14 protein-coding genes and 1 tRNA gene are annotated in these 17375 nt (G+C 66.7%); 9 read left to right on the plus strand and 6 right to left on the minus strand.

Annotated features, from left to right (window positions below; all coding sequences use genetic code 11):
* Positions 1-1071 (plus strand): HNH endonuclease (locus JYA52_RS13060; protein ID WP_205653615.1); only part of this gene is annotated, 1071 nt, incomplete at its 5' end.
* Positions 1072-1262: 191 nt separating this feature from the next.
* Here JYA52_RS13060 and JYA52_RS13065 read toward each other — a convergent pair.
* From JYA52_RS13065 to JYA52_RS13090, 6 genes are all read right to left on the minus strand, one after another.
* Positions 1263-1577: a protealysin inhibitor emfourin gene (locus tag JYA52_RS13065; RefSeq protein ID WP_205653616.1), complete on the minus strand. Its 315-nt coding sequence runs from the start codon at positions 1575-1577 to the stop codon at positions 1263-1265.
* 60 nt (positions 1578-1637) lie between these two features.
* Entirely contained in the window at positions 1638-2681 is a 1044-nt protein-coding gene (locus JYA52_RS13070; RefSeq protein ID WP_205653617.1) for a M4 family metallopeptidase, read from the minus strand.
* Between the two features lie 110 nt (positions 2682-2791).
* Positions 2792-2864: transfer RNA gene (locus tag JYA52_RS13075), tRNA-Arg, on the minus strand.
* A gap of 105 nt (positions 2865-2969) precedes the next feature.
* A complete protein-coding gene (locus tag JYA52_RS13080) occupies positions 2970-4529 on the minus strand; it encodes a ferredoxin--NADP reductase (protein WP_205653618.1) in 1560 nt (519 codons plus the stop codon).
* Positions 4526-5398: an FAD:protein FMN transferase gene (locus JYA52_RS13085; protein WP_205653619.1), complete on the minus strand. Its 873-nt coding sequence runs from the start codon at positions 5396-5398 to the stop codon at positions 4526-4528. The genes JYA52_RS13080 and JYA52_RS13085 overlap by 4 nt, the downstream gene beginning before the upstream one ends.
* Before the next feature lie 51 nt (positions 5399-5449).
* Positions 5450-5926 carry an FMN-binding protein gene (locus tag JYA52_RS13090; protein WP_205653620.1) on the minus strand — a complete coding sequence of 159 codons (477 nt, stop codon included), beginning with the start codon at positions 5924-5926 and terminating at the stop codon, positions 5450-5452.
* 174 nt (positions 5927-6100) lie between these two features.
* On the opposite strand from JYA52_RS13090, the gene argS reads away from it, so the two are divergent.
* The 8 genes from argS (at position 6101) to prmC (ending at position 17374) form a co-directional block, all read left to right on the plus strand.
* A complete protein-coding gene (gene argS / locus JYA52_RS13095) occupies positions 6101-7750 on the plus strand; it encodes an arginine--tRNA ligase (protein ID WP_205653621.1) in 1650 nt (549 codons plus the stop codon).
* Between the two features lie 22 nt (positions 7751-7772).
* Positions 7773-9245 carry a diaminopimelate decarboxylase gene (gene lysA / locus JYA52_RS13100; RefSeq protein WP_372433841.1) on the plus strand — a complete coding sequence of 491 codons (1473 nt, stop codon included), beginning with the start codon at positions 7773-7775 and terminating at the stop codon, positions 9243-9245.
* The gene (locus JYA52_RS13105; protein WP_205653623.1) at positions 9246-10562 is read left to right on the plus strand and encodes a homoserine dehydrogenase; all 1317 of its coding nucleotides are present in this window, start codon (positions 9246-9248) and stop codon (positions 10560-10562) included.
* Entirely contained in the window at positions 10563-11669 is a 1107-nt protein-coding gene (gene thrC, locus JYA52_RS13110) for a threonine synthase (protein WP_205653624.1), read from the plus strand.
* A gap of 11 nt (positions 11670-11680) precedes the next feature.
* A complete protein-coding gene (gene thrB, locus JYA52_RS13115) occupies positions 11681-12646 on the plus strand; it encodes a homoserine kinase (RefSeq protein WP_205653625.1) in 966 nt (321 codons plus the stop codon).
* Positions 12647-13048: 402 nt separating this feature from the next.
* Complete coding sequence (rho, locus tag JYA52_RS13120; protein ID WP_205653626.1) at positions 13049-15190, plus strand: transcription termination factor Rho; 2142 nt, start codon at positions 13049-13051, stop codon at positions 15188-15190.
* Between the two features lie 192 nt (positions 15191-15382).
* On the plus strand, positions 15383-16456 hold the full coding sequence (gene prfA / locus JYA52_RS13125; protein WP_205653627.1) for a peptide chain release factor 1: 1074 nt from the start codon (positions 15383-15385) through the stop codon (positions 16454-16456).
* An 18-nt stretch (positions 16457-16474) separates the two neighbouring features.
* The gene (gene prmC, locus JYA52_RS13130; RefSeq protein WP_205653628.1) at positions 16475-17374 is read left to right on the plus strand and encodes a peptide chain release factor N(5)-glutamine methyltransferase; all 900 of its coding nucleotides are present in this window, start codon (positions 16475-16477) and stop codon (positions 17372-17374) included.
* Position 17375: the final 1 nt, after the last annotated feature.

Genomic DNA, 17375 nt, shown 5'->3' on the forward strand with positions numbered 1-17375 from the left:
CGGGCCACGTTGCTGGTGCGCGAAACGGCGTCCCTGTCCGCCGCGGACCGGTCCAGCGTCGATGAGGAACTCGCCCCCGACACCGGAACGCTGACCGGTGCAGGAGACCGGGCCGTCGTGGCCGCCGCCCGGGCCGCCGCCCGGGCCGCCGCCTACCGCCGGGACCCGCGCTCCGTCACCCAGCGCGCGGCCCACGCCGCCACCGAACGGCACGTCAGCCTCCGCCCGGCACCGGACACCATGTGCTACCTGACCGCCCTGCTCCCCGTCTCGGCCGGCGTCGCCGTGCACGCGGCCCTGACCCGGCATGCGGACACCCTGCGCTCCGGCGGGGATGAACGCGCCCGCGGGCAGATCATGGCCGATGACCTGGTCGAATGGACCACCGGCACCCCCGGAGGGATCACCGGCATCGAGATCCAGCTCATCATGACCGACCGCACCCTCTTCCAGGGCGACTCAGAGCCGGCACGGATCCCCGGCTACGGCGTGGTCCCGGCGGGCTGGGCCCGCGACGCGCTCACCCAGCCACAGGGCCACGGCCAGGGCCAGGGCCAGGGCCAGCAGGATGGTGCACGGACAACCGGCGGCGCCACAACCGATAGCGGTACAACGGGTGGCGATACAACCCTCGCCGGTACAGACCCTACGAGCAGTGAGGAACTCAGGGTCTGGGTCCGCCGGCTCTACACCGCCCCCGGAACCGGCGAACTCGTCGCGATGGACTCACGGGCACGCCTCTTCCCGGCCCCGCTGCGACGTTTCATCCAGGCCCGCGATGACACCTGCCGCACGCCCTACTGCGACGCCCCCATCCGCCACCACGACCACATCGTCCCGTGGCACAACGGCGGAACCACCAGCCTCGAAAACGCAGCAGGGCTCTGCGAAGCCTGCAACCACACCAAAGAAACCCCCGGCTGGAGCGTGAAACCCCGCCCCGGCCCCGCGCGCGCAGATCGACTGAGGCACACCATCGAACTCCGGACCCCGACCGGCCACAGCTACCACTCCACAGCACCGCCACTGCCGGGAACCAGCCAGCCCGAACAACTGGCCCGCGCCTCATAGACCTTCAGGGCTGCCGAAAGCAGGCCCCGAAGGTCCTCCGACAATGGCCCGCCCTGACCTACGTGGTTGGCACCGGGTTGGCGCCGGCCTCGCCCTGACCTACGCGGCTGGCACCGGGCTGGCACAGGCTTCGCACGCAGTCATTGCCAGGCGCCGCCCATAGCAAGGCGCCGCCCATAGGAAGGCGCTGCCTAGGAGCGGATGCCGGTTGCCGTGCCGTTGCGGGGCGTCTGTTCCGCAGCGGCCCTGGTCGTTTCCACGAGGACCCGCCAGGGCCCGGTCACTGCCCGTTCCGGCAAAGTGGCCCGGCGCTGGCCGGCCCGGATGGAATACATGAACCTGTCGGGCTGCCCGTCGGAAACCTGCCGGGAGTCCGGGACTGCGTCCCACGGGCAGGCTTCGACGATCGGCTGCCAGTGGCTCTTGTCGCTGGACGTGGTGGCCTGAACTGTCCAGGTGCGCGTCAGCGCAGCAATCCCTCCGCTGCGCTCAACTGTGATTTTCATGGCAGGGTCCTGGTGATCCGAGGCTGCCGGACGCGCGGAACTGCCGCGCCCGGCGTGGGGTTAGTGCTTCACTTTCACAGTTTCCCACGCCTCGCGCACGGCGTCATGCTCCGCAGACCCGTCGCCGAACAATTCCCTTGCGGATGCCGCGGTGGCCTTGGCAAAGACGCTGAAGGTGGCTGTCGGCGGCAGGGATCCTCCCGTCAGGGTCTCGTACCAGATCTGTCCCGGGGCCTCCCAGGCGTTGCCGCCGATCGCCTGCGCGACCAGGCAGAAGGCGCGGTTGGGAATGCCCGAATTGATGTGGACTCCGCCGTTGTCCGCGCTGGTGCGGACATACGCGTCCATCGAGTCTGGCTGTGGGTCCTTGCCCAGGACGTCGTCGTCGTACGCCGTTCCGGGCGCCTTCATGGAGCGGAGGGCCGTGCCCTCAACCTGGGAAGTGAACAGATCTTCGCCGATCAGCCAGCTCGCGTCGGCCGTTGACTGTTTCCGGAAGTACTGTTCCACCAGGGCACCGAAGACGTCCGAGATGGACTCGTTGATCGCGCCGGCCTGGTTCCGGTAGGCGAGCCCGGCGGAGAACTGGGTCACTCCATGGGCCAGTTCGTGCCCGATGACACTGAGGGAGCGGGTGAACCGTTCAAAGATTTCACCGTCACCATCGCCGAAAACCATCTGCTGGCCGTCCCAGAAGGCGTTGTCGTAGAGCTTGCCGAAGTGCACGGTGGCGTTGAGCGGCATGCCCTGGCCGTCGATGGAGTTCCGGCCGAAAACGTCGGCGTAAAGGCTGTGGGTATGGCCCAGGCCGTCGTAGGCCTCATCAGCCGCGGGGTCACCGACAGGGGCTTCGCCTTCCTTCCGCACCAGCACGCCGGGAAGGGATTCAGCCGACTTGGCATCATAGACAGATCTGTCCGGGGGAGCAGGCTGCACTTGCCTCAAACCCGGGGGAGTCACAGGCGCCGGAGCCGTTCTTGCCGCCTGCACTGTCTTCACGTGCAGCAGTGCTTCTTTTGCTGCCCGGCGAACAGCGCTGAACCGTGGCGCGTCCTGCGCCGCGAGGCGCTTCAGCATGTACGGGGGAATGATGGAACAGATCATGCAATTCAGCCTACGAGGGGCCACCGACAATGTTTGGAGGCGCACTGGCAGGCGCCGACAGGGGACGCAGAAAACCCCGCCGTTTCGCTGAAACGACGGGGTTTTTTCTGTGCCCTCGATAGGATTCGAACCTACGACCTTCTGCTCCGGAGGCAGACGCTCTATCCCCTGAGCTACGAGGGCAGTCAGGGATCCTGCCGTTGCCGGCGGGACGTCCTAGAGCTTAGCAGGAAGGTGGGGCCGAATGGAAAACCGGCACCGTGCCCGCAGCCAACGCCCTGCACAGATTTAGTATCCTGCGAACGAATCAACGTGGATTCGGCGGGCGCCTGCCTGCCGTGCAGCACGCCGCAGCGACCCCACACTGCCCGGTGAGCCCGAAATGAACACCCTCCGCTGGGCGATGTCAGGGACCAGCAGCTTGAGCGACGCACCGTCCAGCCGGGTGCCGGGATCCAGCCTGGCGCCGGCGTCTTCAATGAAGTCGGGCGGAGCGGAGCCGTCGGCCAGACGGGCAAGAATGCTGGCGCCGGATTCTTTCAGCTCAGCCGCATACGCAAGTTCGGACGCATTCCTGGCCAGGTACAGCAGAACAGTATCCCGCTGCCTGGCCACTCCGCTGGAAAGATGCGCCAGATACGGCGTAATGCCGATGCCCGCAGCAATGAGCAGGACCGGGCCGTTCGATCCTTTGGGCAGGACGAAGTCTCCAGCCACGGTGGTGGCCGTGAGTTCCTCCCCGGGCTTGAGCGCCAGGAGCCTGCGTTTGGCGGCGGAGACGGGGTCCGCGGTGCCGACGCCGATTTTCACGTGGGTCGCGTCCGGGGAATTTGTCAGGCTGAACACGCGGCGGCGGCCCTTGCCGTCCGGCTTCTCGTGCGGGAGATCCAGCTCCACGTACTGGCCGGGCTCGTGACGGACGGGGCGGCGAGGCCTGAAGACAAATTCGGTGGTTGTCGGTGTGAGCCTGCGGGAGTGGCTGAACAGCAGCCGGACGCTTCCGCGCTGACCGGCCAGGAAAGCGAGCAGGTTCCCTGCAAGCAGGGCCAGCTCGGGCGAGTTCGCCACGAAACCGAAGTTGAAGGGCATCGCAAAAAGCACTCCGACGACGGCGGCCAGCACCAGTTGCTGCCAGCGGCGCGGAGGCAGCGTCAGCGGTTCGGTGAGCATGAATCCGACGAAGAACAGCACCGGGCTTTGGGCCAGCGGCTGCCACACGGCGCCGCCCGCGTCCACGCCCGACTGCAGCAGGTCGCTGGCCGCGATGGACGTGGCAACAACGACGAAGACTGCGGCCATCAGCATTTTCCGGGTCCGGTAAAGCACCAGGAGGACTCCGGGAACCAGCAGCCACAGCATGGCGGGTGTGCCTGCCCACCAGGTCGCGATGTTCAAACCGGTGAGGCCGGTAATGAAGGCGCCGGCGGCCGCGGGGTTGAACACGTGGCGTCCGCGCCAGGCCAGCGCATACTTGGACGCCGACGCGAGGATGCAGGCAAGGGCCACGCCGGCCAGGTCGATCGGAGCGAATGCCGGCCCGAGTTGGGTTGGCCAGAACAGGAAGTAGAGCAAAAGCCCTGTGATCAGCGACGATTCCGAATGCGGGCGGACGCGGAACACTGCGGCCAGGGCGCGGTTGGAGGCATAGGTCAGGCCGAGGCACAACGCCAGGTGGGCGAGCATGTTGGCAACGCCGAATGTCAGCCAGCCCAGGCCGTCGAGCAGCAGGCTATAGGCGGCCAGCGCGGCAAGAACCAGGGACACCAGCCGGTACATGGTGAAACGGCCGAGGAAGGCATCCAGCGCGGTGGCGGGGGAGGCCCGCAGCCCGGTGGTGGTGGAACTCATGTGAACAGCGTCCCTTCGAATTCCGCGGAGTACTCCGCGCTGCCGTTGGAAAAAACCTTAAGCCAGGAAAACCGGAAATGGGGCTCCAGCGCCGCGGCGGGAACCACAAACAGCGCCGTGGCCAGCGCATCTGCCTCCATGGCAGTTTCGGCCATGGCCCACGTGGCCACCACAGTCCGGACCGGCTCGCCGGTGGTGCCATCCAAGACGTGGTGGAGTCCGTCGCCCCACGCCCTGCGGTTGGAGGCCGAGGCGCACAGCGCCCTCTGGCCGAGTTGAACCGTGCCGATCGCCTTGCTGGTGTCGTATGGATGCTCCAGCGCCACCGTCACAGGCGTTTCCCCGCCGTTCAGAAGGTCGCCGCTGGCGTCGATAAAGAAGTCTGTGAGTCCCTGGTCCCGCAGCATTCCGGCCAGGAGATCCACGAGCTGGCCCTTACCTGCAGCCCCGATGTCCAGCACCACGGGAGCGGTGGTGCGCAGTGATGTCCCGCGCCACTCAAGGACATCGTCCCAGGCCGGCGGAGGTGCCGCGGCTCCGCGGGGATGCAGGGAATAGCCGGCGTCGTAGCCCAGCTGTTCCAGGCTTTCGCCGATCAGCGGTGTCATGGCCCCGCCGCTGAGCGAGTACAGGCTGCGGTAGAGATCCGCGAGGCCAGCGGATTCAGGGGGCAGCTCAAGACGCCCCGCCTGCACCGACATCTGGCTGATCAGCGAGTCCCCGCGGAACCTGGACCACGTTGAGTCGTAGCGCTCCACCTCGGCAAGGATCCGGCTACGGAGACTGGCATCCAACGGCGCGGCAGTGGAGATCTCCCAGCTCGTTCCGATGCCGTCAAAACGGAATTCGTGCCAGCCGGCGTGCGGCATGGGCTCTCCTTTTATTGCTGTTCTCGTGGAGTCCATGCCGCCCGCGCCTGCCTACACTGCCTGGGATTTGATCTCTTCAACGGCCTGGTTGAAGCCGCCGCTGGTCAGGGACGAGCCAGCCACCTTGGAAACCTTGATTTCGTCGAGGCTCTTGCCGACCACCTGCGCCGCGATTCCGCCGGCAAACTGCCCCTGGAACTTCCGGGTGTTCGGGTTGGACGGATGCTCCGTGATCTCAACGGCGGAAACCGTTCCGTTGGCCAGCGTCAGCTGCACGCCCACGGTCTCGGTGCCGTTGGGCGACTTGTAGGTGCCGTCCGCGCTGTAGGTGCCGTCCTTGTAGCCGGCGCCTGACGTTGCGAGCGCAGACGAGCCGGGTGTTGCGGTCTCCGAAGCAGAGGAAGAAGCAGAGGAAGGGGTTTCCTGGGCGGCGGGCTGCTGCGCCGAAGGCGCGCAGCCGGCCACCGTACCGGCGAGGGACAGGCCGGCGATCCCGGCGAATACAGTTTTACGGAGTGTGGGCTGCACGGTGTCTCGTTTCGTTAGTACGGGCACTTACCTGGTGGACGACGCCGAGATCAGGCTAAACGTTCAAACTGTGAATGTCCCTAGTATTAGCTGTGACGGCGGGGCGGCCACGGAGGGGGCCAGGGTCCCCCTCCGGATTCCGCGGCAGGCCGGGCCCCCCGGTAGGCTAGGAATGTGACTCCCGAAGAACTCTCCCTCGCCATATCCGCCTGCCTGCAAGATGCCGTTGCCGCCGGCGAGATCGCCCTCCCCGAGGCGGCTGTCCCGGACGCCGTCCTGGTTGAGCGTCCCAAAAACCGGGAGCACGGAGACTGGGCCACGAACATCGCCCTGCAGCTGGCGAAGCAGGCCGGAACCAACCCGCGGGCATTCGCTACCGTCCTCAGCGCGCGCCTGGAAGGGATCGACGGCGTGTCCGCAGTCGAGATCGCCGGTCCGGGCTTCCTGAACATCACCGTGGACGCGGCCGCAGCCGGTGCCCTTGCCAAGGCGATCGTGGAGGCCGGTGCGGCCTACGGCACCAATTCCGCGCTCGCGGGCCACACGGTCAACATGGAGTTTGTCTCCGCCAATCCCACCGGTCCGCTGCACATCGGCCACACGCGCTGGGCTGCCCTCGGTGACTCGATCGCGCGTGTGCTGAGGGCCTCCGGGGCGGATGTCACCGCGGAGTACTACATCAACGACGCCGGTTCGCAGATGGACGTGTTCGCCAACTCTGTGCTGTCACGCCTGCACGGCCGGGACGTGCCGCAGGGCGGCTACCCGGGCGAGTACATCCGGGACCTCGGCCATGAAGTGCTCACACAGCACCCGGACATCCGCGAGCTGACCGACGTGGCGGCCCTTCCGGTGATCCGGGCAGCGGCCTACAAAGCGCAGCTGAAGGACATCAAGGACACCCTGGCCGACTTTGGCGTTTCCTTCGACGTCTTCTTCTCCGAGCAGGAGCTCCACGACGCCGGCGCCATCGAAAGTGCCGTAGCCCGCCTTCGCGAGCAGGGCCACGTGTTCGACGACGGCGGTGCCGTCTGGCTGCGCACCACGGACTTTGGCGACGACAAGGACCGCGTCATGATCCGCGCGAACGGCGAGCCCACGTATTTCGCCGCCGACGCCGCCTACTACCTGTCCAAGAAGGACCGTGGCTACACCGAGAAGATCTACCTGCTGGGCGCCGACCACCACGGCTACATCAACCGGCTCAAGGCCATAGCGGCTGCTGCCGGCGATGATCCCGAGGTCAATATTGAGGTGCTGATTGGCCAGCTCGTTTCTGTCAACGGTGCCAAGCTGTCGAAGCGCGCCGGCAACATCATCGAGCTCAAGGACCTGATCTCCTGGCTCGGCAAGGACGCCGTGCGCTACTCGCTGGCGAGGTTCCCGGCAGATTCCCCGCTGACCCTGGATCCCGAGCTGCTCAAGAAGCACAGCAACGAAAACCCGGTGTTCTACGTGCAGTACGCGCATGCCCGGACCCGCGGCGCCGCGCGCAATGCCGTCGCAGCGGGCGTGGACCGCAGCGCCTTCGACGCCTCGCTGCTGCACCACGCAACCGAAAACGAGCTGCTGTCCTACCTGGGCAGCTACCCGTCCATCGTGGCCAAGGCTGCGGAACTGCGGGAACCCCACCGGGTGGCCCGCCACCTTGAGGTCATCGCCGGCGCCTACCACCGCTGGTACGACGCCTGCCGCATTGCCCCGCTGGGCGAGGAAGCCGTCACTGATCTCAACCGCACCCGCCTGTGGCTCAATGACGCCACGAGCCAGGTGCTTGCCAACGGACTGGACCTGCTCGGCGTGTCGGCGCCGGAACGGATGTGACTCAATGACCGGAGATGCCCCAATGTCAGCACATGCTTCCCCGCTCGCTCCGGACTGGCTGGCCCTGCCGGCGGACCTGAACGCACTCCACGAGCCCATGTGGGCTGCCGGAGTCGGGCGGAATTCCGACGGCGAACTGGCCGTTGACGGGATTCCGGTCAGTAAGCTCAAGGAACAGTTCGGGACGCCGCTGTTCATCATGAGCGAGTCGGACTTCCGCGCCCGCGCCCGCTCCTTCAAGGATGCCTTTGACGAGGCCTTTGCCGACATCTGCGGGGGAGTGGATGTCTACTACGCCGGCAAGTCCTTCCTCTGCTCCGCTGTGGCCCGGTGGGTGGCTGAAGAGGGCCTGCGCCTGGACACCTGTTCCGGCGGTGAACTTGCGGTGGCCGCCCGTGCGGGCATCGACGGTGCCGAGCTCAGCCTGCACGGCAACAACAAGTCCGACGCCGAGATCAACCGGGCACTGGACATGAAGCTCGGCCGCATTGTGGTGGACAGCCTGGACGAGCTGGAGCGAGTGGCCAAAATCGCGTCCGAACGGGGCGAAACGGCCAAGGTCATGCTGCGCCTGACGCCTGGGGTGCATGCCCACACGCATGAATTCATCGCCACGGCCCATGAAGACCAGAAGTTCGGCCTATCCATGGCCGGTGACTCCACTGACCAGGCAGGCCTCTCGGCGGCCGAGGAAGCCGTCGCCGCGGCAACAAGCTACGCCAGCATCGAACTGCTCGGCCTGCACTGCCACATCGGCTCGCAGATCTTCGAACCCGACGGGTTTGCCCTCGCCGCGGTGAAGCTTCTGGGCTTCCTGGCGGAGATGCAGGCGAAGTACTCGATCCGCCTTCCCGAACTCGATCTCGGTGGAGGCTACGGCATCGCGTACACGCCGGTTGACACGCCGCGGCCGCCGGCCGACATCGCGCAGGCGATGGCCGCCGTCGTCCGTTCGCAGTGCGCTGAGCTGGGCATTGCCGCGCCGCGGATTTCGATCGAACCGGGACGGGCCATCGTTGGCCCGAGTACCTTCACGCTGTACGAAGTGGGCACCCGGAAGACCGTCCGCGTGGATGCTCCGGCCGCCGGCGACGCCGCAACACCGGAAACAGGGGGAGAAAACGTTACGCACCCCCGCCGCTATGTGTCGGTGGACGGCGGCATGAGTGACAACGCCCGCCCGGTGCTCTACGACGCGGATTATTCCGCGATCCTCGCCTCGAGGGCCTCCGCCGCGGCGCCGCAGCTGTCCCGCGTAGTGGGCAAACATTGCGAGAGCGGCGACATAGTTGTTAGAGATGTATATCTGCCCGAGGACGTGGCAGCCGGTGATCTGCTCGCTGTACCGGGGACCGGCGCCTACTGCTGGGCCCTGTCAAGCAACTACAACTATCTGGCCCGGCCGGGCGTTGTCGCTGTGCGCGACGGATCTCCCCGGCTGATTGTCCGCGGGGAAACCGAAGAAGATCTGCTGAACCGCGACATGGGAGCCTGAATGACTGAATTGCGAACCCTGAAAGTGGCCCTGCTGGGCTGTGGCAACGTCGGGGCTCAGGTGGCGCGGATTCTCATGGACGACGCCGACACCCTGGCGTCCCGCACGGGTGCCCACCTGCAGCTCGCCGGCATCGCCGTGCGCAACATCGACGCCGAGCGTGAAGTGGACCTTCCGCGCGACCTGTTCACCACGGATGCCGAAACCCTGGTCAAGGACGCCGACCTCGTCATCGAGCTGATGGGCGGCCTGGAGCCGGCCCGGTCCCTGATCCTCGCGGCCATCCAGAACGGCGCCAGCGTCGTCACGGGCAACAAGGCCCTCCTTGCCGCCGACGGCCCCGCGCTGTACGAAGAGGCGGACAAGGCCGGCGTCGAGCTGTCCTACGAAGCTGCCGTGGCGGGAGCCATCCCGATCCTGCGCCCGATCCGCGACAGCCTGTCCGGGGACCGGATCACCCGCGTCCTGGGCATAGTCAACGGCACCACCAACTTTATCCTCGACCAGATGGACAGCACGGGCGCCCAGTTCGCGGACGCCCTTGCCGAGGCACAGCGGCTGGGCTACGCCGAGGCCGATCCCACCGCCGACGTCGAAGGCCTTGACGCGGCAGCCAAGGCTGCCATCCTTGCGTCGCTTTCCTTCCACACGCGGTTCGACCTGGCCAACGTGCACTGCGAGGGCATCACCGGCGTCAGCGCTGCTGACATCGCCGCGGCCAAGGAAGCAGGGTTCGTCATCAAGCTGCTGGCCATTGCCGAGCAGCTGACAGATGCCGACGGCGACGACGGCGTCTCGGTGCGGGTGCACCCCACGCTGCTGCCCCGGGAACACCCCCTCGCTGCCGTCCGCGGGGCCTTCAATGCGGTCTTTATTGAGGCCGAGAACGCCGGGGAACTCATGTTCTACGGCCAGGGCGCCGGCGGAACGCCGACGGCGTCCGCCGTGCTGGGCGACCTCGTGTCGGCCGCCCGCAGGATTGTCCTGGGCGGACCGGGCCGCATCGAGTCCACCACCGGGCACGTTCCGGCATTCCCCATCGACGCCGTCACCACCAGCTATTACATCGGACTGGACGTTGCCGACCAGCCCGGCGTACTGGCGAGGATCGCCCAGCTGTTTGCCGAGCACGGCGTGTCCATCGAGATCATGCGCCAGACGATCCACCGTGATGCCGACTCCAACGTGGAATCGGCGGAACTGCGGATCGTCACGCACCGCGCAAGCGAAGCTGCGCTGGCAGCAACCGTCAAGGCCGTCAAGGGCCTGGACGTCATCAATTCCGTTACATCCGTACTTCGGGTAGAAGGAGTCTAAGTGGCTCACCAATGGCGCGGAGTCATCCGCGAATACGCTGATCGTTTGCCCGTAACGGAAAGCACCAAGGTCATCACCCTGGGCGAGGGCGGAACGCCGCTGGTCCACGCGCAGAAGCTCTCAGAGCTGACCGGCTCAGAGGTGTACCTCAAGGTGGAAGGCATGAACCCCACCGGTTCCTTCAAGGACCGCGGCATGACCATGGCCATGACCGCCGCCGTGGAATCCGGAGCCAAGGCCGTGGTGTGCGCCTCCACGGGCAACACGTCCGCGTCTGCGGCCGCCTACGCCACGGCCGCAGGCCTGAAGTGCGCAGTGCTGGTGCCCGAAGGCAAGATCTCCATGGGCAAGCTCAGCCAGGCGATCGCCCACGGCGCCACCCTGTTGCAGGTGGACGGCAACTTCGACAACTGCCTCGACATCGCCCGCAAGCTTGGCGAGTCCTACCCGGTCTTCCTGGTGAACTCGGTCAACCCTGCCCGCATCCAGGGACAGAAGACCGGAGCCTTCGAAATCGTCGATGCCCTCGGCGACGCGCCGGACATCCACGTGCTGCCCGTCGGCAATGCTGGCAACATCACCGCGTACTGGAAGGGCTACAAGGAATACTCGGCGCCGTTCGAATCCGCGACAGCCGGCACCCTTCCGGCTGTTTCCACCCGGACGCCGCGGATGTGGGGCTTCCAGGCCGCGGGTGCCGCCCCGTTTGTGGCCGGCCACCCCATCACCGAGCCGGACACCATTGCCACCGCCATCCGCATCGGCAACCCCGCCTCCTGGGACGGCGCCATCGCCGCCCGTGACGAATCCGGCGGCTTCATCGAGGCCGTCACGGACGACGAAATCCTGGCAGCCCACCGCTGGCTCTCCTCCAAGGAGGGCGTCTTCGTAGAGCCCGGCTCCGCCGCCGGCGTCGCGGGCCTCCTCAAGAAGCACGCGGCCGGCGAGGTCCCTTCGGGCAAGACCATCGTCATCACCGTCACCGGCCACGGACTGAAGGACCCGCAGTGGGCCCTGCGGACCGAAGACGGCAGCGACGTCCAGCCCGTGAAGGTATCCAACGACGTTGTCACGGTTGCCGCCGAACTGGGACTGGAAGACAAATAGCCTTGGAAACCATGCTGCCGCAAACCGCCCAGCTGCCCGCCATTCAGGGCGGGCAGCAGGTCACTGTCCGGGTCCCCGCCACGAGCGCGAACCTTGGGCCCGGCTATGACAGCCTCGGCCTGGCCCTGACCCTGCACGACACCCTGACCGTGGAGAGCCTGGACAGCGGTGAGCTGCTCTTCGAGCTCAGCGGTGAAGGCGCAGAGTCCCTGCCGCGAGACGCCAGCCACCTGGTGGTGCGCGCCATGAACGCCGCCTTCGAGCGCCTCGGCTACCGGCACAACGGGCTGAAGATCACGGCGGAAAACGTCAGCCCGCACGGCCGCGGCCTGGGTTCCTCGGCAGCCGCAGTGGTGGCCGCCGTTACGGCAGCGAACGCCCTGCTCCCCTCGGGCGAGCAGCAGGACCGGAACTGGATCCTCCAGCTGACCAGCGAAATGGAGGGGCACCCGGACAACGTCGCCCCGGCGATTTTCGGCGGGCTGGCGCTGTCGTGGCAGGACAGTGACCAGTACAGCAGCACCTGCGCCACGGTGAACGATGCCGTCATCCCCATCGTGGCCGTACCGGACTATGAACTGTCCACGGAAGCCGCACGTGCCCTGCTGCCGGCGTCGGTGGGCCACCACGCCGCGGCCATGAACTCCGGCCGCGCCGCACTCCTCATCCACGCCCTGACGGACAAGCCGGAACTGCTGCTTGCCGGCACCGAAGACTTCCTGCACCAGAGCTACCGTGCGGAGGCAATGCGGCCCAGTGCCGCGCTCATCAAGGCGCTGCGCCAAGCCGGGCACGCCGCCGTCGTTTCCGGGGCAGGGCCTACCGTCCTGGTGCTCGCCAACGGCGAGGCGGAAGCCGCGGATGTGCTGCAGTTCATCGATTCGTTTACCGCGGCCAACACGCCTGATATCAACTGGCGCGTGATGAAGCTGGCAGTGGACGTCGAAGGTGCTAAAGTGGGAGTGCACCGGCGGTAAACCCGCATTCAGTCACCGCAGTTTATGCAGTCAACAGCGACTCTGCAGTCAAGGGGCCCTGCAGCCAAAGACCGTGCAGTCAAAGAACCTGATGATCGGCCATGTTGCCTATCCTGGTCCGGACCTGCATAGATCTGCTGCTGCTTCGTCTTAGTAATGCGCAGTATTTTCCGGTGCCGCCTCCTTGGCCTGACCCGGGGCCCACAGAAAACATTCTGTTCCCTGAACCGTCAGTCCGACGCCCCACCGTATTACGGAGCGTTGAAGGCGATCAGTATCCGGCCCTGCCGCGAATTCCATCCGGCAAGGCCGAAATCCCGGCTGCAGATCTGAACTGCAGCCCAGATCAAATCATCGCGTCCAGCTCCCAGTCTGGACGCCGTCGAGGGGGAAGGATCCTTCGTGACCGAAACCACTGAGCTGTCGCCAGCTGTGGACACACCATCTTCTGCTTCCGGATCGTTGACGGAAGCACCCGCCAAGAGCAGTGGCCTCGCAGGCCTCAAGCTCGCCCAGCTGCAGGCTCTTGCCAGCCAGCTCGGTATTTCGGGCGGTTCCCGCATGCGCAAGGGAGACCTTGTCTCGGCCATCTCGGCGCATCGTGCGGGTACGTCAGCAACCAAGGCTCCGGCCCGGGCTGCTGCGAAGAGCGCCGATAACGGCGCTGCTGCTGAGGTGTCGGCTCCGGCCGCCCCGGCAGAAACCACCGAAGCCCCGGCCCAGGAAGGCACCCGTGCCCGGGGCCGTGGCCGCAGCCGCCGCGCCGTCAGCGACGGTGTGGTCTCCGCTCCCGCCGCTGAAGCTGCCGCCGAGCCCGCCGCCGTCGAAACGCCGGCCGCCCCGGCAGCCGGCGAGGCCCCCGAAGCCGCAGCCGGCGAAGGCGCCGGCGAACGCCGCCAGCCGCGTACCCGGAACCGCCGCCGCGGCGAGGCTGCCGCAGCTGCTCCGCAGGGCGAAGCCGCCGAGGCTCCGGCCGAAGCCGCTCCCGCTGAAACCCGTGCCGCTGAAACCCGCGGTGCTGAAACCCGCGGTGGCGAAACCCGTGGCGAAGCCCGTGCAGAAACCCGTGGCGAAGCCCGTGAACAGGGCGGCGATACCGGCGACGGCGGGCAGCGCACGGACCGCCGCGAGGGCGGCCGCACCCGCGGTGGCCGTGACTCCGCCGAGGGCGCAGGTAGCCGCGACAACCGCCGCGATGACAGCCGCGATGGCGACGACGACGGCGGCAGCCGCCGTAACCGCCGCAACCGCCGCGACCGCAACGAACGGTCCGACAGCCGGGACGGCAACGCCCGCAACGACCGCTTCCGCGACCGCAACGACCGCCGTCGGGGACGCAGCCAGGGGCCCGACGTCGACGACGTCGAGGTGACCGATGACGATGTCCTGCTGCCCGTGGCAGGCATCCTCGATGTCCTTGAGAACTACGCCTTCATCCGCACGTCCGGCTACCTGCCGGGCCCGAACGATGTCTACGTGTCCCTGGCCCAGGTCAAGAAGTACAACCTGCGCAAGGGCGACGCGGTGGTCGGTGCCATCCGCGCTCCGCGCGACGGCGAAGACCGCGGCCAGCAGTCTGCCCGCCAGAAGTTCAACGCCCTGGTCCGCGTGACCTCGGTGAACGGCAAGACCTCCGAGGACCTCAAGGACCGTGTTGAGTTCGCCAAGCTGGTTCCGCTGTACCCGTCCGAGCGCCTGCGCCTCGAGACGGACCCCAAGAAGATCGGCCCCCGCGTCATCGACCTGGTTGCCCCGATCGGCAAGGGCCAGCGCGGCCTGATCGTCTCCCCGCCGAAGGCCGGTAAGACCCTCATCCTGCAGTCCATCGCCAACGCCATCACCACCAACAATCCTGAGGTCCACCTCATGATGGTGCTCGTTGACGAACGCCCCGAAGAAGTTACGGACATGCAGCGCACCGTCAAGGGTGAGGTCATCGCCTCAACCTTCGACCGTCCCGCCGATGACCACACCACCGTGGCCGAGCTCTCCATCGAACGCGCAAAGCGCCTCGTGGAAATGGGCATGGACGTCGTGGTGCTCCTCGACTCCATGACCCGCCTGGGCCGTGCCTACAACCTGGCAGCACCGGCCTCGGGCCGCATCCTGTCCGGTGGTGTCGACTCCGCGGCGCTGTACCCGCCGAAGCGCTTTTTCGGTGCAGCCCGAAACATCGAAAACGGCGGCTCGCTGACCATCCTGGCCACCGCACTCGTCGAGACCGGTTCCAAGATGGACGAGGTCATCTTCGAAGAGTTCAAGGGCACCGGCAACATGGAGCTCCGCCTGTCCCGCCAGCTGGCAGACAAGCGCATTTTCCCCGCCGTGGACGTCAACGCGTCCGGTACCCGGCGCGAAGAGAACCTGCTCTCGCCTGAAGAGGTCAAGATCATGTGGAAGCTGCGCCGCGTCCTTTCCGGACTCGAAACGCAGCAGAGCCTTGAGCTGCTGACCAACAAGATCCGGGAGACGCAGAGCAACGTCGAGTTCCTCATGCAGGTCCAGAAGACGACGCTTGGTGCAAAGTCGGATAACGACAAGTAGCTGGCTTTAGCCGCTCAAAATATGCCGGCCCCGCCCCTACGCCGGGTGGCTTCCGATCTACGATCGTCAGCCACCCGGCTCCGGCAGGCCCGAAGCCACTCCCTGGCCGGCATATTTTGAGCGGCTTCTCTGTTTGCCCACCTTCGTCGCCGCATTATTAGACTTGGTTACAAGTCGAAAGAGGTTTTGAAAATGTTTGAGTCCGTACAGGGCCTGCTTGATGAGCATGATGCTATTCAGGCCCAGCTTGGGGATCCGGCTGTTTATGCTGACCAGAAGCTGGCGCGCAAGCTGGGGCGGCGGTCTGCGCAGCTTAACGGCATTGTGGAGGCCTACCACAAGTGGCACGGAATCCAGGATGACCTTGCTGCCGCCAAGGAAATGGCTGCTGAGGACCCCGAGTTCGCTGCCGAGGTTCCCGAACTTGAGGCTGCCCTCGAAACGACTGCCGCGAAGCTCCGCCGGCTGCTCATTCCCCGCGACCCCGATGATGCCCGCAACGTGATCCTTGAGGTCAAGGGCGGCGAAGGCGGCGACGAGGCCGCGCTGTTCGCCGGTGACCTCCTGCGCATGTACACCCGCTATGCGGAGTCGCGCGGCTGGAAGACCGAAATCATCTCCGCGACAGAATCCGACCTGGGCGGCTACAAGGACGTCCAGGTGGCCGTCAAGGGCAGCTCGAACGACCCCGCCGAAGGTGTCTACGCGCGCCTGAAGTTCGAGGGCGGCGTGCACCGCGTGCAGCGCGTGCCCGTCACCGAGTCGCAGGGCCGCATCCACACCTCGGCCGCCGGCGTGCTGGTCCTTCCCGAAGTGGACGAGCCGGAAGAGCTCGAAATCAACCAGAACGACCTCAAGATCGACGTCTACCGCTCGTCGGGACCCGGCGGCCAGTCCGTCAACACCACTGACTCCGCCGTGCGAATCACGCACCTTCCCACCGGCATCGTGGTGGCCATGCAGAACGAGAAGTCGCAGCTGCAGAACCGCGAAGCAGGCATGCGCGTCCTCCGCGCCCGGATCCTGGCGCACCAGCAGGAACAGATCGACGCCGAGAACTCGGCCCAGCGGAAGTCCCAGATCCGCACCATGGACCGCTCCGAGCGGATCCGCACCTACAACTACCCCGAAAACCGGATCGCTGACCACCGCACCGGATACAAGGCGTACAACCTGGACCAGGTCATGAACGGCGATCTCGAACCGGTGATCCAGTCGGCCATCGAGATGGACGAGCAGGCACGCCTGGACGCCATCGGCGACTAGCCGGAACCGCCGAACCAGATGACCTCCGAGCAAGATTTGGCCCAGCCGGGGCAGTCACTTGGCGACGCCGTCCGCGAGGCCGCGGGACTACTGGCCGATGCCGGGGTTCCCAGCCCCAGGGTCGATGCCGAACTGCTGGCAGACCACCTGCTGGGCGTCGGGCTGGGCCGGCTGCGGTCCATGATGCTGGGCGATGCGCCTGCGCCTGAGGGCTACGCGGAACTGGTGGCCGAGCGGGCCCGCCGCATTCCGCTGCAGCACATCACCGGCGTCGCGCATTTCCGCTACCTTCAACTGGCCGTGGGCCCGGGCGTCTTCATTCCCCGCCCGGAAACGGAGTCCGTGGTCCAGCTGGTCATCGACCGGCTCCGGGAACTGGTCCGGGCGGGTGTTGCCCGGCCCAAGGTGGTGGATCTCGGCACAGGGTCCGGGGCCATCGCGGGGTCAGTGGCCCATGAGGTGCCGGAGGCGGAAGTGCATGCGGTGGAGTTCAGCGAGTTCGCCCATGCCTGGGCGGCCAAGAACCTCCAGCCCCTGGGAGTCAGCCTCGTTCGCGGGGACCTGCGGGACGCCCTGCCGGAACTCAACGGAACCTTCGATGTCGTGGTGTCCAACCCGCCCTACATTCCCGCCGAGGCCATTCCGAACGAACCTGAAGTAGCCCTGCACGACCCTCCCGAAGCGCTCTACGGCGGGGGAGCGGACGGCATGGAACTTCCGACGGCGGCTGCCGCCTCTGCGGCGCGGCTGCTGGTTCGCGGGGGGTACTTCGTGATGGAACACGCCGAAGTCCAGGCCCGCTGGATCGCGGCCATGCTGTCCGGAACGGGACGGTGGACAGATGTCACCACGCACTTGGACCTCAACGGCAAGGAACGCGCAACCAGTGCCGTCCTCGCCATGTCCGGCGCGGAGTAAT

The sequence above is a fragment of the Arthrobacter pascens genome (assembly GCF_017052465.1).
GTDB classification, from domain to species: domain Bacteria; phylum Actinomycetota; class Actinomycetes; order Actinomycetales; family Micrococcaceae; genus Arthrobacter; species Arthrobacter pascens.